At 70.0% G+C, this 20,584-nt stretch carries 17 protein-coding genes; 5 read left to right on the top strand and 12 right to left on the bottom strand.

Going from position 1 to position 20,584, the window contains the following annotated elements; translation table 11 throughout:
- The first annotated feature begins 26 nt into the window (after window positions 1-26).
- Together ABIC51_RS13555 and ABIC51_RS13550 are read left to right on the top strand one after the other, a co-directional pair.
- Complete coding sequence (locus tag ABIC51_RS13555; protein ID WP_027792854.1) at window positions 27-728, top strand: FadR/GntR family transcriptional regulator; 702 nt, start codon at window positions 27-29, stop codon at window positions 726-728.
- 346 nt (window positions 729-1,074) lie between these two features.
- On the top strand, window positions 1,075-3,180 hold the full coding sequence (locus tag ABIC51_RS13550; RefSeq protein WP_354006515.1) for a TonB-dependent siderophore receptor: 2,106 nt from the start codon (window positions 1,075-1,077) through the stop codon (window positions 3,178-3,180).
- A gap of 36 nt (window positions 3,181-3,216) precedes the next feature.
- Here the strand turns inward: ABIC51_RS13550 and ABIC51_RS13545 are convergent, their stop codons facing one another.
- The 6 genes from ABIC51_RS13545 to ABIC51_RS13520 all read right to left on the bottom strand — a co-directional run bounded on the left by ABIC51_RS13545 (window position 3,217) and on the right by ABIC51_RS13520 (window position 10,175).
- On the bottom strand, window positions 3,217-4,470 hold the full coding sequence (locus ABIC51_RS13545) for an arsenic transporter (protein WP_354006514.1): 1,254 nt from the start codon (window positions 4,468-4,470) through the stop codon (window positions 3,217-3,219).
- A 37-nt stretch (window positions 4,471-4,507) separates the two neighbouring features.
- Window positions 4,508-5,773 (bottom strand): MFS transporter, encoded by a 1,266-nt coding sequence (locus ABIC51_RS13540; RefSeq protein ID WP_354006513.1) that lies wholly within the window; start codon window positions 5,771-5,773, stop codon window positions 4,508-4,510.
- 13 nt (window positions 5,774-5,786) lie between these two features.
- The gene (locus ABIC51_RS13535) at window positions 5,787-6,332 is read right to left on the bottom strand and encodes a hypothetical protein (RefSeq protein ID WP_048027420.1); all 546 of its coding nucleotides are present in this window, start codon (window positions 6,330-6,332) and stop codon (window positions 5,787-5,789) included.
- Between the two features lie 40 nt (window positions 6,333-6,372).
- On the bottom strand, window positions 6,373-7,143 hold the full coding sequence (locus ABIC51_RS13530; RefSeq protein ID WP_354006512.1) for a hypothetical protein: 771 nt from the start codon (window positions 7,141-7,143) through the stop codon (window positions 6,373-6,375).
- A 168-nt stretch (window positions 7,144-7,311) separates the two neighbouring features.
- Window positions 7,312-8,697 (bottom strand): sigma-54-dependent transcriptional regulator, encoded by a 1,386-nt coding sequence (locus tag ABIC51_RS13525; RefSeq protein ID WP_354006511.1) that lies wholly within the window; start codon window positions 8,695-8,697, stop codon window positions 7,312-7,314.
- Window positions 8,679-10,175 (bottom strand): sensor histidine kinase, encoded by a 1,497-nt coding sequence (locus tag ABIC51_RS13520; protein WP_060174472.1) that lies wholly within the window; start codon window positions 10,173-10,175, stop codon window positions 8,679-8,681. The genes ABIC51_RS13525 and ABIC51_RS13520 overlap by 19 nt, the downstream gene beginning before the upstream one ends.
- 168 nt (window positions 10,176-10,343) lie before the next feature.
- Here ABIC51_RS13520 and ABIC51_RS13515 point away from each other — a divergent pair, with 168 nt between their 5' ends.
- Window positions 10,344-10,553 (top strand): hypothetical protein, encoded by a 210-nt coding sequence (locus ABIC51_RS13515; protein ID WP_060174473.1) that lies wholly within the window; start codon window positions 10,344-10,346, stop codon window positions 10,551-10,553.
- A gap of 183 nt (window positions 10,554-10,736) precedes the next feature.
- Here ABIC51_RS13515 and ABIC51_RS13510 read toward each other — a convergent pair whose 3' ends face one another.
- From ABIC51_RS13510 to xylA, 6 genes are all read right to left on the bottom strand, one after another.
- Window positions 10,737-11,066 (bottom strand): hypothetical protein, encoded by a 330-nt coding sequence (locus ABIC51_RS13510; protein WP_060174474.1) that lies wholly within the window; start codon window positions 11,064-11,066, stop codon window positions 10,737-10,739.
- A gap of 38 nt (window positions 11,067-11,104) precedes the next feature.
- A complete protein-coding gene (locus ABIC51_RS13505; RefSeq protein ID WP_354006510.1) occupies window positions 11,105-12,340 on the bottom strand; it encodes a sugar ABC transporter permease in 1,236 nt (411 codons plus the stop codon).
- Window positions 12,337-13,896 carry a D-xylose ABC transporter ATP-binding protein gene (gene xylG, locus ABIC51_RS13500; RefSeq protein ID WP_354006509.1) on the bottom strand — a complete coding sequence of 520 codons (1,560 nt, stop codon included), beginning with the start codon at window positions 13,894-13,896 and terminating at the stop codon, window positions 12,337-12,339. Before xylG ends, ABIC51_RS13505 begins: the two co-directional genes overlap by 4 nt.
- A gap of 60 nt (window positions 13,897-13,956) precedes the next feature.
- Window positions 13,957-14,985, bottom strand: a complete 1,029-nt coding sequence (gene xylF, locus ABIC51_RS13495; protein ID WP_226128502.1) for a D-xylose ABC transporter substrate-binding protein — start codon at window positions 14,983-14,985, stop codon at window positions 13,957-13,959.
- 115 nt (window positions 14,986-15,100) lie between these two features.
- Entirely contained in the window at window positions 15,101-16,579 is a 1,479-nt protein-coding gene (gene xylB / locus ABIC51_RS13490) for a xylulokinase (protein ID WP_175899638.1), read from the bottom strand.
- Between the two features lie 4 nt (window positions 16,580-16,583).
- Window positions 16,584-17,906: a xylose isomerase gene (gene xylA, locus ABIC51_RS13485; RefSeq protein WP_059699589.1), complete on the bottom strand. Its 1,323-nt coding sequence runs from the start codon at window positions 17,904-17,906 to the stop codon at window positions 16,584-16,586.
- A 264-nt stretch (window positions 17,907-18,170) separates the two neighbouring features.
- On the opposite strand from xylA, the gene ABIC51_RS13480 reads away from it, so the two are divergent.
- Together ABIC51_RS13480 and ABIC51_RS13475 are read left to right on the top strand one after the other, a co-directional pair.
- A complete protein-coding gene (locus tag ABIC51_RS13480) occupies window positions 18,171-19,364 on the top strand; it encodes a XylR family transcriptional regulator (protein ID WP_027792867.1) in 1,194 nt (397 codons plus the stop codon).
- 27 nt (window positions 19,365-19,391) lie between these two features.
- Complete coding sequence (locus ABIC51_RS13475) at window positions 19,392-20,480, top strand: aldose epimerase family protein (RefSeq protein ID WP_027792868.1); 1,089 nt, start codon at window positions 19,392-19,394, stop codon at window positions 20,478-20,480.
- The last annotated feature ends 104 nt before the right edge of the window (window positions 20,481-20,584 follow it).

The raw sequence follows: 20,584 nt of genomic DNA, 5'->3' as shown, positions 1-20,584 counted from the left end.
GAAGCGCATTGATCCCTATCACTCGGATGAAATCGACAGAACCCAAGCGGCTTTACCAATCGGTCGCGGCCCAGATCGTCGCGTTGATTCGCCAGGGCGAATTCGCGATCGGCGAGCGGCTGCCGCCCGAGCGCGAGCTGGCGCTGACGCTCGGCGTGTCGCGGCCGTCGCTTCGGGAGGCGCTGATCGCGCTGGAAATCGGCGGGCAGATCGAAATCCGCATGGGCTCCGGCGTCTATGTGCGCGATACGGCCGCCGACGCTGTCGGCCCGATGGCCACGCTCGGCGACAGTCCGTCGGAATTGATGCAGGCTCGCGCGGCCGTCGAAGGCAGCGTCGCCGCGCTGGCCGCAGCGCGGATGACGGCCGCCATGCTCGAGCGGCTGCGCCGCACCGTTCAGCGCATGAAGCGGCTCGCGGAGGCCGGCAAATCCCCGGTCGAAGCCGACCGGCAGTTCCACATGCTGATCGCGGAAGCCGCCGGCAACTCGGTGCTCACCCGCTTCGTCGGCGAGCTGTTCGACAGCCGCCACGACCCGATCGCGGCCGCGATGCGCGGCCATGCGGAGAATCCGCAGACGTGGACCGCCGCGGTGCGCGAGCACGAGGACGTGCTGCTCGCGTTGCAGGCCGGCGATCCGATCGCCGCGCAGACGGCCATTCGCGCGCATCTTCGCGCGTCGGAAGCGCGGTGGATCGAGGGTGGGCTGAAAGCCGATCCGGATTGAGCTGAACACGCACGGGCGTCGGCGAGCGCGGTGTCGTGCATCGCGTGGCGCCGTGCCCCCTGCAATTTCACTCATATTTCTCGCGCAGGCGTGACGAAAGCGCTATCCGGCCGTCACCACGCCATGGTTTGTTTTCCCCGCCGTTCGGCATTTCAGGAAATCCACCCATCCCCTCGCTCGCATCCGTGCGCCCCACCGTTTCGCTCCCCGTACCAATCCTCAAAATTACGATTGCAAATGCCTCTCATTTGCATTAAATTGCCGCGCAAATGTACTGTTTGGAACACCGATGTCGGCGCAAGGCCGCCCGCCGTGCCCGAACGCGAACGACATGAAAGGGAGAGGTATGAGCAGGAGGAACTGGGCGGCCGCACCGATGGCCATCGTCGTCGGCGCGGCAGGCGTGGGCACGGCCGACGCGCAGGAGGCGACGCTGCCTGCCATCGAGATCTCGGGGCAGCGCGCGAGCGCGCCGTTTCGCACACGTGACTCGACGAGCGCGACGCGCGGCGACGCGGACGTGATGGAGATCCCGTTCGCGGTCAGCAGCGTCGATGCGAAACTCGTGCGCACGGTCGCGGCGACGCGCGGCGAGGACCTGTACGACTGGGTCGCGGGCGTCGCGCGGCAGAACAACTTCGGCGGTCTTTGGGACAACTACGCGGTGCGCGGCTTCGCCGGCGACGGCAACACGTCCGGCACCGACTACCTCGTCAACGGCTTTTCGTGGAATCGCGGGATCAGCGTGCCGCGCGACACCGCCAACCTCGAGCGCATGGAAGTGCTCAAGGGGCCCGCGTCGGCGCTGTACGGGCGCGGCGATCCGGGCGGGCTCATCAGCTACACGACGAAGCAGCCGCAGTTCGCGCGCGCGAACACCGTCGGCGTGTCGGCCGGCAGCTACGGCGCATTGCGCGAGACGCTCGATTCGACCGGCCCCGTGACGAAGTCGCTCGCGTACCGCTTCGTCGCGATGAACGAGAACAACGGCAGCTTCCGCGATACCGTGTCGAGCAAACGCTACCTGTTCGCGCCGTCGTTCACGTGGGACATCGGTGCGGACACGACGCTTCATTACGAATTCGAGAGTGCGCGCCAGCGCGCGCCGCTCGATCGCGGCGTGGTCGCGGTGGGCGGGCAGCTCGGTGCGATTCCCGCATCGCGCTTCCTCGGCGAGCCGCGCGACGGCGACTACGACGTGCGCAACACGGGCCATCAGTTCACGCTCGAGCATCGCGTCGATGCGAACTGGTCGGTCAACGCCGGGTTCGCGCAGCGCACCACCGACCTGTCCGGCCGCTCGTCCGAGGCATTCGCGCTGCAGCCGGACGGCCGCACGCTGTGGCGCCGCTACCGGCAAGTCGCGTTTCATTCGAACGACCTGCAGGGCCGCATCGAAACGACCGGCAAGTTCCGCACCGGCGGCATCGGCCACACGCTCGTGCTGGGCGTCGATGCGTACCGCTTCAACTACGACCAGTTCGTCGCGCGCTCGACGCCCACGGCCGCCGCGCCGTATGCGATCGACATCTTCGATCCCGTCTACGGCCAGCCGGCGCCCACGCCGCGCACCGCGACCAACCTGCTCGAGCGCGACGACGGCCAGGGGCTCTACGCGCAGGACACGCTCGCGTTCGGCCCGCACTGGAAAATCCTCGCGGGGCTGCGCTGGGATCGCTTCCACCAGTCGGTCGAGAACCGCCTGAAAGGCACGACGAGCAGCCAGGTGCAGACCGCGTTGAGTCCGCGCATCGGCATCGTGTACGAGATGAGCCCCGCCCTGTCGCTCTATGCGAACACCGCGTATTCGTTCCGGCCGAACAACGGCGCCGACGTCGACGGCCGCGCGTTCGATCCGGAGAAGGGGCACGGCTACGAAGCCGGCGCGAAATGGGCCGGCGCGCGCTGGCTCGCGACCGTCGCGGCGTTCTACGTCAACAAGCGCAACGTGCTGACCGCCGATCCGGCAAACGCCGGCTTCTCGCGCGCGGCCGGCGAGGTGCGCAGCCGCGGCGTCGAATTCGAATGGAACGGCGACCTCGGCCACGGCGTGCGCGGCCTCGTCAACCTTGCGTATGTCGACGCCGAAGTCACGCACGACGCGGTGCTGACACCCGGCGCACGCCTCGTCGACATTCCGCGCCTGAGCGGCAGCGCGCTGCTCCTGTACGAAACCGCGGTACCGTTCGCGGACAAGGCCGGTGCCGGCGCCGGCCTGATCTACGTCGGGCGCCGGGCCGGCAACACCGCGAACACGCAGGACGGGTTCGAGCTGCCGGCCTATGCGACCGTGCAGCTGAACGGCTATGTGCAGGTCAACAAGCACCTGCGTGCGTCGGTCGTGCTGAACAACCTGTTCAACCGCACCACCTACGTCAGCTCCTACAACAGCTTGTGGGTCACGCCGGGCGCGCCGCGCAGCCTGTTCGCGTCGCTCGCCTATACGTTCTAGCGGGGGTTGGCAGGCCGGCGCTGCGACTCGTGCGCTTCACGCGCCGAGCGCGAGCCGCGCCGCCAGCGCGAGCAACAAGGCCGGCAACATCACGCACGCGCCGACCGCGAGGAACGCGCCGAACCCGACCCGCAACCCTTCACGCCGGATGGCCGCGAGCCACAGAATCGTCGCGAGCGATCCGGTGACGGACAGGTTCGGCCCCAGGTCGACGCCGATCAGGATCGCGTCGATCACCGCTTGCGGGCTGCGTGCGGCGTCGACCGTCGAGCTCGCGATCAGCCCGGCAGGCAGGTTGTTGACCAGGTTCGACGCCAGTGCGATCGCAATGCCCGCCGCGGCCGCGGCGGTCTGCTCGCCGCTTGCCGTCAGCGCGCGCAGCAGCCCGGCGAGCGCACGCACCGCACCGCTCCGGTCGAGCGCCTCGACGAGTACGAACAGCCCCGCGACGAGCGGCAACACGCTCCATGAAATCGCGCGAACGATCGGCACGCATGCGGTGCGATCCTTGACCAGCACGCATGCGACGGTGACGATCCCCGCCGCCGCGGTCGGCAACCCGAGCGGAAGATCGAGCGCCGACACCGTCATCAGCGCGGCGGCCGTGATCGCGATGCCGGCCAGCGCGATACGCCCGCCGCCGGTGAGCGGCCGGGTCGGCAAACCGGATTCGCAACGGCCGCCGAGCGCGTGCCGCTGGGTCATCCGAAGCATCAGGAACGTGCATGCGATCGATGCGACGGACGGGATCGCGAAGTGGGCCAGCCATACGCCGAGCGACGGCATGCGCGCGCCGTACAGCACGAGATTCGCGGGGTTCGAGATCGGCAGCACGAAACTCGCCGCGTTCGCGACGAACGCGCAGATGTACAGCAGCGGCAGCGGATCGGCCTTCGCCCGGCGCGCGGCCGCGATGACCGCGGGCGTCAGCACGACGGCGGTCGCATCGTTCGACAGGAAGACCGTCGTCACGATGCCCACCAGGTAGACGAGCGCGAACAGGCGCCGGGGCGAACCCTGCGCGAGATTGACGACGCGCGTCGCGACCCAGTCGAACAGCCCTTCGCGCCGCGCGACCTCGGACAGCAGCATCATGCCGGTCAGGAACAGGTACACGTCGCCGCCCTTCGCGACGGCATCGAGCGCCGGATGCACGGGCAACAGGCCGCACACTACCAGCAGCAACGCGCCGCTCACGGCCCAGGTCGCCTCGGGCCAGCCGAACGGGCGGGCGATGACGCCCGCCGTGGCGAGCGCGGAAATCAGCCATGCAAGTGAAACGGAATTCATGGGCAGGTCGGGAATCGCAGGGAGAAGGAAAGCACGTTCAGGACGACGCGGCCGGCAGGTCGGCCGGCTTGCCGCACACGCTGCTCAGCGCTCGCGCATGGCCGAGCCAGAGCGCGAGCGCGCCCGTCGACACGGCGCCCAGCACGACGAATGCGACCGGATAACCGAAGTGCTGCGCGAGCACGCCGCCCAGCGCGGGACTGAGCGCCGCGCCGATCCCCTGCGCGGTCGCGACGGCGCCCTGCCCGGCGTTCACGCGGCCGGAGCCGTGCAGCAGGCGCACGACGAGCGCCGGCACGACGACGCTTTGCAGGCCGGCACCGATCCCGTCGAGCACCTGCACCGGCCAGACGCCCGCCTCGCTCATCAGCGTGGCGGCAAGCACGCCCCGCACCGGCAATACCAGGTAGGAAAGCAGCAGCACGCGCCAATAACCATGCGCGTGAATCAGCCGGGGCGCGACCCACGCGGCCGCGATCATCACGAGCTGCGCGATGACGATGGTTTGCGCGGTGAACATGCTCGCGTTGCTGCGATGCGTGGCGACCACGCCCATTCCGTAGAGCGGCAGCATCGCCGCGTTGCCGAGATGAAACAGCGCGAGCGACGCGCCGAGCAGGACCAGCGGCCGGTTCGAGGCGAGCGTGCGCAAGCCGCCTACGTGCGGCGCCGACACGCCCATGGGCGGATCATCGCGCACGGCATGCGTTCGCGGCTCGACATGGTCCATGTCGAGGCCGCGTGCGCACGCGTGGTCGATGGCCCGTGCGGGAATCGCCAACGTACTCGCGATCGCGAGGAGCGTGAACACGGCGACGAGCGCGAACACCGCGTCGAATCCCGCATGCCAGCCGAGCCATCCGGCGAGCGCCGCGCCGACCACGTTGCCCGCATGGTTCGCCATCTGGTTGCGGCCGAACTGCCGGTCGAAACCCTGCCGGCGCGCGATGCCGAGCGTCACGCCCGCGACGGCCGGCGCCAGCGCCGCGCCGCCGACGGCGGCCAGGATCTGCGACGCCGCCACCGCCGGATAACCGTCGGCGAACATCAGCGCCAGCGAGGCCAGCGCCGTCAAGGCGGTGGCCGTGACGATCAGCGCGCGCTTCGCGCGCAGCGCATCGACGAGCGCACCGGCCGGCGGCGTCGCGGCCATCGCGGCGAGCCCGGCCAGTGTCATGACCGAGCCGATCGCGTCGGCACTCCAGCCGCGCGACAACAGGATCACGCCGATGAACGGGCCGATGCCGGCCTGCACGTCGGCCAGGAAGAAATTGAGCGCCTCGAGCGCGCGCGCCGCTCTCATCGTCGACGGGCAGTCATTCGTCGTCCGCGTCGACGAGCTCGGCGATCTCGCTCACTTCGAGCACCGCGCCGTACCGCGTGACGACGCCTTGCCCCCACGCCATGACATGGATACCGGCGCGCAGATAGTCGCTCAGCTCGGCTGCCGCATGCGGCGGCATCCGCAGCACGACGCCGTTCGTCAGCAACGCGCCGTTCAGCTCGCCTTTCGGGCCGTGCAGCGCGAACGCGACTTCGCCGCTCATCTCCATCAGCTTGCGGCCGCCATGCGGCGGCTTCGGCGCACCGGGCACGGGCCCGTTGTCGACGATGTCGACGCCGTGGCGCCCGGTCAGCTGCACCGCCACGATCATCGCGGCGCCGCGCGACTTGACGCCGCGCACGCGGATGCGGTCGCCCACCTCGACATGGCGAACCAGTTCGCGGCCCAGGTGCGGCGGCACGTGAACCTGCAGGTCGCCGTTCAGGATCAGGCCGTCGATGTCCCCGTGCGGGTTGAGCAGGAACTGTGTGACGCGGCCGCGCGTTTCGGGCAGGCAGGCGGGATCGATCCAGTGCATGGCAGGACTCCTTGTGGGATGGCAGGAAGACGACGTGCGATCAGCGCACGACGTCGTCATAAAGATTCACGACACGGCCCGGCGAGCCGAATGCGGTGGCCTGCAGCGCTTCGCCGTAGGCATTGCGCGTGCCGTATCCGACCGCGGCAACGCGCGCGCCGGGTACGAGCAGCGCGCCGAACTGCTGCGCGGCCGGCACCGTCAGCTTGACGATCGCGCCGCTGTCGAGCATCACGCCGTCCGGCTCGCCGCGTGGTGCGCGCATGACGCGCCGCACGACACCCGACACGCTGAGCCGGGCCAGATTGACGCCGCGCAGCGCGGGCGGCATCGGCGCGGCGGATGGCGGCGGCTGGTCGGACAACGATGCGCCGCTGCGGTCGTTGCGCACGACGCGCGCGTGGATGTCGTCGCCGACGCGACGTTCACCGGCCACCGTTACCCGGTCACCCGGCCGCGCGAGCGCGATCAGCTGCGTGCCGAGATGCGGCGGCACCTCGACGAGCGTACCGTCGGTCAGCACGAAACCGTCGACCGCGCCTTCCGGGTTGATCGTCAGGCGCGAAAGCGTGCCGGACACGAGCGTGTCGGAGGCGACGGGCGACAGCGGCGGAGGCGAAAGAGGAGCCGGTTCGAAACCGGCGCGCGGCGGCGCACCGGGCGGTTCGTCCGCAGGCGGCGGGGGTGGAACCTGCGCGGCGCAGGCGGTCGCCGCGGCGATCAGCGCGGCGGCGCACAGTCCGGCACAGCTGCGGCGAACGACGACGCGGCGCGGCGGCCGCGAACGCGCGACGCGTGGGGTCGACTTCATGGCGGGCTCCGGCAACGGGTTGCGATGCCGTGATATCTGCAACATGCGTGCCAGCACGCATGTGCCCGCCGGGCGGCGTATCGAACCATGAACCGTGCACAACGTGTCGGGATTCCCGACACGTTTTACCCGCCGTTGTCGGGAATGCCGACAGGCGTCATGGCACCGCTACTCGTCGCGCTCGATACCCAGATGGGCCATGCGCGCATAGAGCGACTGACGGCCGATGCCGAGCTGCCGTGCCGCCTCCGCGCGATTGCCGTTCGCGCGCTCGAGCGCGCGCAGGATCGCGGCGCGCTCGACCGCCGCCAGTGCGTCGGGCAACGGCATGTCGAACAGCGGCGCGGGCAGCGCAAGCGCGTCGCCGCCGGGCGCCGGCGCCGCCACGACGCCGAACCCGAGATCGGCCGCGCCGATGGCCGGCCCGGGCGCCAGCGCGGCCGCCCGCTCCATCACGTTGCGCAGCTCACGCACGTTGCCGGGCCAGCGATGATCGAGCAGCGCCCGCTGTGCGTCGTTCGTCAGGTGCAACGGGCGCGCGCCTGCCGCGCACGCCAGGAAATGCGCGGCCAGCGGCAGGATGTCGGCCACGCGATCCGCGAGCGGCGGCAGGTGCAGCGGAATCACGTTCAGCCGGTAGAACAGGTCTTCGCGAAACGTACCGTTCGCGACGGCCTCGGCGAGATCGCGGTGCGTCGCGGCCACCACCCGGATGTCGATCGCCGTCGGACGATCCGCACCGAGCGGCGTCACCTCGCGCTCCTGCAGCGCGCGCAACAGCTTGGCCTGCATGGCCGTGGGCATGTCGCCGATCTCGTCGAGAAACAGCGTGCCGCCGTCGGCCTCGACGAGCCGCCCGGCGCGATCGACGTGCGCCCCCGTAAACGCGCCGCGTCGATGCCCGAACAGTTCGCTTTCGAGCAGGTCGGCCGGAATCGCCGCGCAGTTGACCGCGACGAACGGCCCGGCATGCCGCATCGACGCGGCATGCAACACGCGCGCCGCCACTTCCTTGCCGGTGCCCGTCTCGCCGGTGACGAGCACGGTCGCGTCGCTCGTCGCGGCCCGGCCGATCTGCTTCTGCACGTCGCGCATCGCGGCGCTCACGCCCAGCAGCCGGGGGCGGGCCGATGCGGGTTCGCGCGCAAACCCGCCGCCGTGCGGCTCGACGGCCGCCGGCGGCGCGTTCGCGGAAACGACGCGCGCGAGCAGTTGTGCGATGTCGCGACGCCCGATCGGCTTGGTCAGGTGATCGAACGCGCCGAGCCGCATCGCGTCGATCGTGTTGTCGCTGGTCGCATGGGCGGTCAGCATCACGACCGGGATCGCGGCCAGCGCGGGATCGTCGCGCAGCTGTGCGAGCACCGCGAGCCCGTCCAGGTCGGGCAAGCGGAAATCCAGAAAGATGCAGTCGACGCGGCCGCCGTCGCGCAGCGCGCTCAACGCCGCGCGCCCGGCTCCGGCTTCGACGACCCGATGACCGAGATCGGCGAGCGTCTCGGCCAGGCCGTCGCGAAATGCCGCGTCGTCGTCGACTATGAGGATGGTTGCCATGGGATTTCAATGACGAAGGATGCGCCGTGCGGAACGTCGTCGAGCCAGGCCTGGCCGCCATGCGCCGCGGCCACTTCGCGGACGACGGCAAGACCGAGGCCGGTGCCGTCCGCCCGCCCCGTCACGAACGGCTCGAAAATCCGCTCGCGCTGCTCGGCGGGAACCCCGGGGCCGGTATCCGACACGGTGATCCTCAGCCAGTCGCGTCCGGCGAACGTGCGACGCGCGGCGGCGAGCGTCACCGCGCCGCCGTCGCCGGCATGGCGCAGTGCATTGAGCAACAGGTTGTCGAGCGCGCGACGCATCTGGTCGGGATCGAACACGGGGAACGCGGCGGGCTGCGCAAGGCGTTCGCCCTGCTCGCCGGGCAGCCATGCGAGATCGATCGCCTGCCGCTGCGCCAGCTCGCGGTGCGCGTCGACGACCTGCGCGAGCCACGCGTCGACATCGACGCGCGTCGCATGCGGGCTGACCGGCTGCGTCAGCGCGAGCAGGCCCGACAGCTGCGCATCGATGCGTTCGATCTGCGCCAGGATCACGCGCAGCGCGTCCTGCTGCCGTCGGCTGTCGCCGGCCAGCGCGTTTTCGGCTTTCAGGCGCATCGCGCCCATCGGGTTGCGAATCTCGTGCGCGACCTGCGCGGCCAGTTTGCCGAGCATCCCGAAGCGTTCCGCCTGCGCGAGCCGCGTGCGGAGTTCGGCGGCCTGCTGTTGCAGTTGCTCGGCGCGCCGCGCATGCGCGTTGAACGCATCGATGATCCGGTCGAGATCGGGCTCGCCGACATACGGCAGGTGCGGTGCGCGGCCGTCGGGCGCCAACCCGGCTTCGATCCGCGCGAGATTGCCTTTCCAGCGCCGCAGCGCGATGGCGAGCGCCGCCGCGATCGCGAGAATCACCGCGAGCACGCCGGCAAGGCCCGTCGCCAGCAGCTCGCCGTGCCGGCCGAGCGGCGGGCGGGCGCGCGTCAGCATCCAGACGAACAGGCCCGATCCGGCGCGGACCGGACACGCCGCCGCGATCACGGCATCCTGCGCGCCCTCGACCGCATTCGACGTCGTGGCACGCGTCGCGGCGGCCGCGCGCAGCGTGCGGAGAATCAGCGGCGTTTCCGCGTCCGGCACGTCGCGCTTGATGCCGCTGCCTTGATAAGTCGGAAAGGAATACGCAAGAAAACCGCTCGCCGCGGGTGCGCCGCCGGCCGTCCAGAAACCGCCTTCCATGTCCGGTGCGCGCGCCAAAACGATATCGAGGATCGCATGCATCAGCGCCGAATCGGGCTGCGCGCCGGCCGGCGCGGACGCATCGTAGCGCGACGCGACCGCTTCGCAGGCCGCTTCGCCCGCGGCCCGCGCGCCGGCGATCTGCTGCCCTTCGGCGGAACTGGCCATCACCCAGACGACCGCGACGAGCGTCGCGCAGAGCGTCGCGACGAGCGCCCAGAGCATGACGAGTTGAGTGGAAAACGGCGGACGCTTCATCGGATCGGGCAGGCGGTCGAGGGCGACAGGATAACGTAAAGCATACGACGCCGGGACCCGCACCGCCGGCCTGCCGGATCGGGCAGGCCATCGCGCCGGACGGCAGCCGCCGCCATCGGGAAAGGCCGCTGAAAGATCGAACCGCTAGACTGCCTCCGGCCCGACGCGGTGGAGAATCCCGACAGTTTCAGGACAATCACGCCGGTCAGGCAGGACCTGTTCCCGTGGACGTTCCGCGACGAGCTGAGCTGGGTCGAGCCGTACTATGCGCGCTTCGGCGATCGCCGCCTGCCGGCGATCATCGCGCCGCGCCGCCCGTTCAGCGAATGGCGGCTCGGCGGCGACGTGACCGCGGTGTGGGGTGCGCCGCTGCCGTAACGGTCGCCCGCGCGCGTTCAGGAAGTTTCGCTGTCGCGAACCGCCGCGACGGCAAAACGAGCCGGGCCATGATCACGGATCGTGTCGACGCCCGCTTCAGCCGCTTTCCAGTGCGAAATTGTTCGGTCGACGCACAACCTCGCGCAATCTCGCGCGAACGGCGCCGGCCAGGCCATTCATGTATCAGCGCGCAGCGCCCGGAACGGACTCGTTCATCGCGTCGCCGTATCGCTCCGCGCGCTCGACGATGCGCGCGAGCCGGATGATGTCGGTCAGCGCGAAATCGTTCGCGTCCGGCCTCGGACGATCGTGCTCGTCCGCCACGCGCATCGCGAACGCGAGCGCTTCCGAGCGCTCGCGCAACAGCGTGCGCAGCGCATCCGCGATGATCCGGCGGTCGCGCGGATCGCCCAGGCCGAGCGCGGCCCCGTGATCGTATTCGACGGCCGGCGTCGCGAGCGGCGACGCCGTCAGCATGGAGATCCCGCGCATCGGTACCGTGTTCCGTTTCATGTCCACCTCCCGTTGACGGGCGGCCAGGGCGCGACGCCTCACCGCCGGTTCGACCGCGACACCACGTCGATCCACACCGCCAGCACCAGCACCGCGCCCTTGACGATCATCTGCCAGTACGCGTCGACGTCGAGCATCGACATGCCGTTGTCGAGGCTCGCCATCACGAGCGCGCCGATCAGCGCGCCGTACACGGTGCCCGAGCCGCCGCGCATCGACGTGCCGCCGATGAAGCACGCGGCGATCGCGTCGAGTTCGCCCATCGTGCCCGCCGACGGCGAACCGGCCGCGAGCCGCGCGGTGTTCACGATGCCGGCGAACGCGCACATCAGCCCCATCAGCGCGAAGATCGCGAGCTTCACGCGGTCGGTATCGACGCCGGACAGCCGCGTCGCCTCGAGATTCGAGCCCACCGCATAAATGCGCCGGCCGAACACGGTCTGCGTCGCGATCCACGAGAAGATGCCGAGCAGCGCGAGCAGCAACAGCACCGGCACCGGGATGCCGCCGTAGCGGTCGAGCGTCGCGACGAACGCGAACAGCACGGCCCCCGCGCCCACGATCTTGACGGCGTCCTGCCACAGCGGCGCGACCGCAAGCCGGTAGCGGCGCCGCGTGCCGCGCTGGCGCACGACCAGCAGCGCGACGAGCGCGAACAGCAGCAGCGCGAGGCCGTCGCCGGCCACGCGCGGCAGGTAACCCTGCCCGAGGAACACGAAGCCGTCGGACACCGGGGCGATCGTCGAGCCGCCCGTCACGCCGAGCAGGATCCCGCGAAACGCGAGCATCCCGCCGAGCCCGACGATAAACGACGGCACGCGCCGGTAGGTCGACCACCAGCCGTTGAAAAGCCCGATCAGCACACCGAGCGCGAGCACCGCCGGGACCGTCACGGCGACGGGCCAGTGGCGGTTCACGTCGAGGATCGCCGCGACGCCGCCGAGCAGCCCGAGCAGCGAGCCGACCGACAGGTCGATCTCGCCCGCGATGATCACGAACACCATCCCGCACGCGAGCATGCCGGTGATCGACATCTGCCGCAGCAGGTTCGACACGTTGCGCGGCGTGACGAACGCGCCGTCGGTCAGCACCGAGAAGAATGCCCAGATCGCCGCGACCGCGAGCAGCAGCGCGAGGATCTTGTAGCGCACGAATATCTGGCGAAGCTGGCTGCCGGTCGAGCGCCCGGCCGGTTGCCCTGCTTCGTGGCCGCTTGAACGGCGCGCATCCGCGTCCTGCGTCGCCGGGGTGGAGGAAGAAAGTTCGGAATTCATGTCGCACTCGTTGCGGTGGGTTCGGTCGGCCGCCGGCCGGATTTCAGCGCGGCGCCGAGGATCTGTTCCTGTGTCAGGCCGTCGTTGACGAAGTCGCCGCGCAGCTCGCCTTCGCCGATCACCAGCACGCGATCGGCGAGCCCGAGCACCTCGGGCATTTCCGACGACACGACGATCAGCGCGACGCCGCGCTTCGCGAGCGCGAACACGAGGCGGTAGATCTCCGCTTTCGCGCCCACGTCGACGCCGCGTGTCGGCTCGTCGAGAATCAGCACCTGCGGCTCGGCCAGCAGCATCTTCGCGAGCACGGCCTTCTGCTGGTTGCCGCCGGACAGGCTCGCGATCGGCAGGAACGGATGCGCGGCACGCACCGACAGCCGCTGCATCTCGGTGCGGATCGCATCCAGCTCGGCGGCCGCGTCGATCCGGCCGCGCGCCGCGAAGCGCCGCAGCACCGTCAGCGTGATGTTGTGGCCCACACCGAGCTGCGGCACGATGCCGTGGCGCTTGCGGTCCTCGGGCACCATCGCGATGCCGGCGCGGATCGCATCGGCGGGCGTGCGGATCGACAGCGGCTGGCCGTTCATCAGCACGGTCGCCGTGCACGCGCCCGGATACGCGCCGAAGATCGCCTGCATCAGCTCGGTACGACCCGCGCCGACGAGCCCCGCGACGCCGAGGATCTCGCCGCGCCGCACGCTGAACGACACGTCGTCCACCCGCTTGCGGCGCGGGTTCGTCACGTCGCGGCAGGTCACGTGGCGCGCTTCCAGCACGACGTCGCCGATCTCGTGCGGCTCGCGCGGGTACAAATCGCGAATCTCGCGGCCGACCATCATCGCGATGATCCGGTCGGTCGTCAGCGCGCGCATCGGCTCGGTCGCGACATGGCGGCCGTCGCGGATCACCGTCACCGTGTCGCACACCGCCTCGACCTCGTCGAGCTTGTGCGAGATGTACACGCACGCGACGCCGCGGCGCTTCAGGTCGCGCACGATGTCGAGCAGGATGCGCGTTTCGGACGCGCTCAGCGACGACGAAGGTTCGTCGAGGATCAACAGCTTCGCGCGCTTGTTCAGCGCCTTCGCGATCTCGATCAGCTGCTGGTGGCCGCCGCCGTAGTTCATCACCGGCTGCGCGACGTTGATCGAGTCGATCCGCAGTTCATGCAGCAGCGCCTCGGCACGCTGCACCATCGCCGCGTAGTTCATGCGCCCGCCCGGCAGCGTGATCTCGTTGCCGAGAAAGATGTTCTCGGCGACCGACAGCTCGGGCACGAGCATCAGTTCCTGATGGATGATCACGATGCCCGCGCGCTCGGTGTCGCGTACGCCGGACGCGACGAGCGGCGCGCCCTCCCAGCGGATCTCGCCCTCCCACGTGCCGTGCGGATACACGCCGGACAACACCTTCATCAGCGTCGATTTGCCCGCGCCGTTCTCGCCGCACAGCCCCACGCACTCGCCCGGCCGCACCACCAGGTCGATGCCGTCGAGCGCCTTCACGCCGTCGAATTCCTTGACGATGCCGCGCATCGTCAGCAAGGGTTCGGTCATTCGCTCATGCCTCGCAGTGTGCGCGCGGACGCACCGGTGGGACGCCCGCGCGCCGCGTCGTTACTGGCTCGCCAGCTGCGCCTGGGTATAGAAGCCGTCCTTCACGACGACGTCGACGTTGCGCTTGGTCAACAGCGTCGGCTGCAGCAGCACCGTGTCGACCTTCTTCTTGCCGTTGTCGTATTGCGCGTTGAACGCGGGTTTCGTGCCCTTCGCGAGATCCACCGCGAGTTTCGCTGCTTCGCTCGCGATCAGCTTGAGCGGCTTGTAGACGGTCATCGTCTGCGTGCCGGCGATCACGCGCTTGACCGCGGCGAGATCCGCGTCCTGCCCGGACACCGGCACCTTGCCGGCCAGGTGCTGCGCGGCGAGCGCCTGGATCGCGCCGCCCGCGGTGCCGTCGTTCGACGCGACGATCGCGTCGATCCGGTTGTTGTTCGCGGTCAGCGCATCCTCGACGATCCGCAGCGCGGTCGACGCGCTCCACTCCGGCACCCACTGCTGGCCGACGACCTTGATGTCGCCGCGATCGATCGCCGGCTTCAGCACCTTCAGCTGCCCTTCGCGCAGCATCTTCGCGTTGTTGTCGGTCGGCGCGCCGCCGAGCAGGAAATAGTTGCCCTTCGGCTTCGCGTCGACGACGCCCTGCGCCTGCAGTTCGCCGACCTTCTCGTTGTCGAACGAGATGTACGCGTCGACGTCGGCGTCGAGGATCAGCCGGTCGTACGACACCACCTTGATGCCGGCCTTGCGCGCTTCGGCGACCACGTTGCCGAGCGTCTTCGAGTTGAACGGGACGATCACGATCACGTCCACGCCGCGCGAGATCAGGTTCTCGATCTGCGAGATCTGCCGCGCCTCGCTCGCGTCCGCGGACTGCACGGACACCTTCGCGCCGAGCTTCGTCGCGGCGGCCACGAAATAGTCGCGGTCGCGCGACCAGCGCTCGACGCGCAGGTCGTCGATGCAGAAGCCGATTTCAGGCTTGTCCTTGCTCGCCTGCGCGAGCGGGGCGCCCAGTGTCAGGATCGCCAGCGCAGCGGCGCCGGCAAGCGAGCTCAATACCGTACGACGTTTCACGGATTTCATGTCTCCATTCCTCTCTTTATAGGACTACTCCACGAACGCCGGGCAGCCGCCGAAGCCGGTCGCCCATCGTCTTGCCACCGCGCGGCACGGCTTCGTGCGGCCTGTCACACGCCCGTCACGCGCCTGTCGCAAACACCGGCTCGAGCGCCCGATACAGCGCGCGAAACGTCGGCCGCCGCGCGTCGCGATACCACGCGTGGCGCGCCATGTCGGGCTCCCGTACCGCGACGACGGGCGGCTGCGGGCACACCGCGTCGAGCGGCGCATCCGGTTCGAGCGCGAGATGCGCGAGCCGCGCGGCGCCGAGCGCCGGGCCGACTTCGCCGCCCGCGCGCAGGGTCAGCGCGCGGCCGCTCAGGTCGGCCAGCATCTGCGTCCAGTACGCGCTGCGCGAGCCGCCGCCGATCACCGTGATGCCGTCGGGCGCGAGGCCGGCCGCATGCAGCGCGTCGATCCCGTCGAGCAGCGCGAAGCCGACGCCTTCGAGCGCCGCGTTCGCGAGATCCGCGCGCCGCGTATCGGGCGTCATCCCGTAGAACACGCCCTTCGCATTCACGTCGTTGTGCGGCGTGCGCTCGCCGCTCAGGTAAGGCAGGAACCACGGGCGCTCCGCGCGCGCGTTCGCTTCCGCGTCGGCGAGCAGCGCGGCAACGCCGTCGTAGCCGGCCAGCTGCGCGGTGAAATCGACGCAACCGGCCGCGTTCAGCATCACCGACATCAGGTGCCAGGTGCGCGGCAACGCGTGACAGAAACTGTGAACCGCCGATTCGGGATTCGCGCGAAAACCGTCCGACACCGCGAAGTAGACGCCCGACGTGCCGAGCGACAGCAGCGCGTCGCCGGGCCGCACGATGCCGACGCCCACCGCGCCGGCCGCGTTGTCGCCGCCACCCGCGACGACCGGGATCTCGCGCAACCCGAGCGCGCGTGCGACGGCCGGCAGCAGCGTGCCGGTGATGCGGTTGCCTTCGAACACGGCGGGCATCTGCGCGCGCGAGAGCCCGCATGCGGCGAGCAGCGTGTCGTCGTAATCGCGCTTCGCGACATCGAGCCACAGCGTGCCGGCCGCATCCGACGGATCGGTCGCGAACGCGCCGGTCAACCGGTAGCGCAGATAATCCTTCGGCAACAGCACATGGGCGATCCGCGCGAATACGTCCGGCTCGTGCCGGCGCACCCACAGCAGCTTCGGCGCGGTAAAGCCCGGCATCGCGAGATTGCCGGCGACGGCGCGCAGCGTGGGCGCGAGCCGCTCGAGTTCCGCGCACTCCGCATCCGCGCGGCCGTCGTTCCACAGGATCGCGGGGCGCAGCACGTCGCCCTGCGCGTCGAGCAGCGTCGCGCCGTGCATCTGCCCGGTCAGACCGAGTGCATCGATGGCACGCGGATCAATGCCGGCCGCGCGCGCATCGGCGACGAGCGCCGCGAGCGCACCGCCCGCCGCGTCCCACCAGTCGCGCGGCGCCTGTTCGGACCAGCGCGGCCGCGGCCGGCTCACCGCCAGCGGCCGGCTCGCGCTGGCCCGCACAACGCCGTCACGGTCGAGCAGCACGGCCTTCACGCCCGACGTACCGAGGTCGACTCCGATGTACATGGCGTCAGCGCAACCCGTAGATGGCCTGGTTCACGATGTTCTCGAGCCGCTCCTGCCCGCCGCTCGCATGCTGCGGGTTCACGCCGCGCGCGAGCGCGTCGGCGGCGAGCGACTCCAGCGTATAGCCGCCCGACAGGATCTCGCGGCCGAACGCGCTGTCCCACTGCGCGTAGCGCTGCCGGCGCAGCGCGTCGAGCCGGTCGTTCGCGACCAGCACGGCGGCGCGCTCGAGCCCGAGCGCGAGCACGTCGATCGCGCCCACATGGCCGTGGAACAGGTCTTCCGGATCGACGCTCTGGCGCCGCACCTTCGCGTCGAAGTTCATGCCGCCGGTAGTGAAGCCGCCGTGGCGCAGGATCTCGTAGAACGCGAGGGTCAGCTCCTCGACGCTGTTCGGGAACTGGTCGGTGTCCCAGCCGTTCTGCGGATCGCCGCGATTCGCATCGACGCTGCCGAACACGCCGAGCGCGAACGCGTTCGCGATCTCGTGATGGAACGAATGGCCGGCGAGCGTCGCGTGGTTCGCCTCGATGTTCACGCGGATCTCGTTCTGCAATCCGTATTGCGTGAGGAAACCGTGCACGGTCGCGACGTCGTAGTCGTACTGATGCTTGGTCGGCTCCTGCGGCTTCGGCTCGATCAGCAGCGCGCCCTTGAAACCGATCCGGTGCTTGTGCTCGACGACCATCGACAAGAAGCGCGCGAACTGCTCGCGCTCGCGCACGAGATCGGTATTGAGCAGCGTCTCGTAGCCTTCGCGGCCGCCCCACAGCACGTAGTTCTCGCCGCCGAGCCGGTGCGTCGCGTCGAGCGCGTGGCGCACCTGGGTCGCCGCCCACGCGAACACGTCGGGATTCGGGTTGGTCGCCGCACCCGCCGCGAAGCGCGGGTGCGAGAACAGGTTCGCGGTGCCCCACAGCAGCCGCACGCCCGTGGCCTGCTGACGCTCGCCCAGGTAGTCCGTCATTCGCGCGAAGTTCTCGACGTACTCGCGCAGGCTGTCGCCTTCCGGCGCGACATCGGTGTCGTGGAACGTATAGAACGGCGTGCCGAGCTTCGTGAAGAACTCGAACGCCGCGTCCGCCTTCTGCCGCGCCCGCTCGAGCGGGTCGCCCGGCTGCTGCCACGGCCGCCGGAACGCGCCCTGGCCGAAGATGTCGTGCCCCGGCCACACGAACGTATGCCAGTAGCACACCGCGATGCGTAGATGCTCCTCGAGCGTCTTGCCGAGCACCTGCTTCGTGCGGTCGTAATGGCGGTAGGCAAGCGGGTTGTCCGATTGCGGACCTTCGTAGCGAATCGCGGGAATCTGTTCGAAATACGACATGGCGTCTCCGTCCGGTTTCTTGTTGCAGTGCGGCGCGCGGCGCGTTGGCGTGCGGGCCGAATTCGGTCTGGCTGGATCGTGCCCGCGCGCCCCCGCCCCCGCAATTGCGAAATTGCGCAGCACGCTTAACGTTTCTTGCCAGCGCGCTGCGCACCGCACGCGTTCCGTCCTACAATCGCCGGACACCAGACAAGCGCGCGGCACCGTCCGCGCCCCCGGAGACAACGGCGCGACGCCCCGCACGGCACGCGCCTCGAGACCGAGATGACCCGCGCCCCTTCCAGCCAGACACCGCACCGCATCGCGCTGCTGTTCAACGCCAACAAGGTCTACGACCGCGAGATCATCAGCGGCATCGGCCAGTACCTGCGCTCGACGCGCGTGGTGTGGGACCTGTTCCTCGAGGACGACTTCCGCTGCCGGCTCGCCGGCATCGAGCATTTCGACGGCGACGGCATCATTGCCGACTTCGACGATCCGGCCGTCGCCGACGCGCTCGCCGGCTCGCCGCTGCCGATCGTCGCGCTCGGCTCGTCCTACGAAGATCCCGCGCAGTATCCGGACGGCGTGCCGTATATCGCGACCGACAACGCGAAACTCGTGTCGCTCGCGTACACGCACCTGATCGGCGCCGGGCTCGCACACTTCGCGATGTACAGCCTGCCCGACGCGCAGCAGAACCGCTGGGCGCAGCAGCGCGAGCTGGCGTTCGACCGGCTCGCGCGCGCGGACGGGCTCGACGCGCCGATCTACCGCGGGCTGTCGACGAGCGCATCGGCATGGAATCACGCGATCGAGCAGCTGATCAGCTGGCTGCATGCGCTGCCGAAACCCGTCGGCATCATCGCGGTGACCGACGCGCGCGCGCGGCACCTGCTGCAGGCCTGCCTGATCGCCGGCCTCGCGGTGCCGGAACAGGTCGCGATCATCGGCATCGACAACGATCCGCTCACGCGCACGCTGACGCGCATCCCGCTGTCGTCCGTGATCCAGGGCACCGAGGAAATGGGCCGGACCGCCGCGCACCTGCTGCACCAGATGCTGCGCGGCGTGCGTTTTCCCGACCGGCGCATTCTCGTGCCGCCCGTCGGGATCAACGTGCTCGAATCGACGCGCCACCAGCCGCTCACGAGCCCCTACGTGATGCGCGCGCGCCACTTCATTCGCCAGTACGCGTGCCAGGGCATCAAGACGGAACAGGTCGCCGACTACGTCGGCGTGTCGCGTTCGCTGCTGGAGGAGCACTTCCGGCGCGAACTGCAGCGCACCGTGCACCAGGAAATCCTGCGCCACAAGCTCGAAGCGGCGCAGGCGCTGCTTGCCGGCCGGCAGGCGTCGAGCGCCGAAGTCGCGATCCGCTGCGGGTTCACATCGCTTCAGTACATGTACGCGGTATTCCGCCGCGAGCTGGGATGCACGCCGCGCGAATACCAGGAACGCACGATCGCCGCGCACTGAAGCCGGCCTTACCCATCGAATCCATCCATGCATATCGATACCGACTCTCCCCGCCCGGCGCCCGGCGTCGCACGCGTCCCTTCCGAACCGTGGGGCACGCTGCCCGACGGCGACGCGGTGCGGCGCTACACGCTGCGTAACGCGCACGGGATGCGCGTCGTCGTCAGCGACCTCGGCGCGACCGTCGTGTCGTGGCTCGCGCCCGACCGCGCCGGACGCTTCGCCGACATCGTGCTCGCGCACGACACGCCCGCCGAATACGTCGAATCGGGCGCCTACCTCGGCGCGACGGTCGGCCGCTGGGCGAACCGGATCGCCGGCGCGCGCTTCACGCTCGACGGCGTCGACTACCGGCTCGATCGCAACGAGCGCGGCAATCTGCTGCACGGCGGCGCGAACGGCTTTCACCGGCAGCGCTGGGCCGTCGTCGACGATTGCGGCGGGTTGACGCTGCAGCTCGATTCGCCCGAAGGCGACGCGGGTTTTCCGGGCAACGTGAGCGTGCAGGTTCGTTATGCGCTCGACGACGACGGCACGCTGACGATCGACTACACCGGCGTCACCGACGCGCCCACGCCGCTCAACCTGACGAATCACAGCTATTTCAACCTCAGCGGCCGCGCGGGCGGCGACGTGCGCGGCCACGTACTGAGCATCGACGCCGACGCGTTCCTCGAAGTCGACGACGCGCTGATCCCGACCGGCACCGCCGACGTGACCGGCACCGCGTTCGACTTCCGGCACAGCGCACCGCTCGGCGCGCGCCTCGACTGGCCGCACGCGCAGCTCGCGCGGGCGCGCGGGTTCGACCACTGTTTCGTGCTGCGCGACGGCGCGCACGCGCTCAGGCCCGTCGCGGCGATCTACGACCCGGAAAGCGGCCGCGAGCTGCTCGTGTCGACGGATCAGCGCGGCCTGCAACTCTATACGGGCAACTACCTGGACGGCGTGCGCGTGAGCGGCGGCACGCGCTGCGCGCGACACGCCGCGCTGTGCGTCGAAGCCGGCGGTTTTCCGGATCAGGTCAACATGGACGACCTGCGCGACGCCGTCATCGTTCAGCCGGGCGCCGTCTATCGACAGACCACGCAATACCGCGTCGGCGTTCGCGCCTGACGCGGTGCGCGCCGGCGGCGCGGCTACGTCGCGCGCCGTTGCCCGGTCGATCCCGCCCCGCTGCGCCGCACGCGCGGTGCGATCCCCGGTGCGATCCCCGGTGT

This window comes from Burkholderia sp. 572 (assembly GCF_040545135.1).
GTDB classification, from domain to species: domain Bacteria; phylum Pseudomonadota; class Gammaproteobacteria; order Burkholderiales; family Burkholderiaceae; genus Burkholderia; species Burkholderia cepacia.
This window is presented reverse-complemented; position numbering and strand designations above follow the sequence as displayed.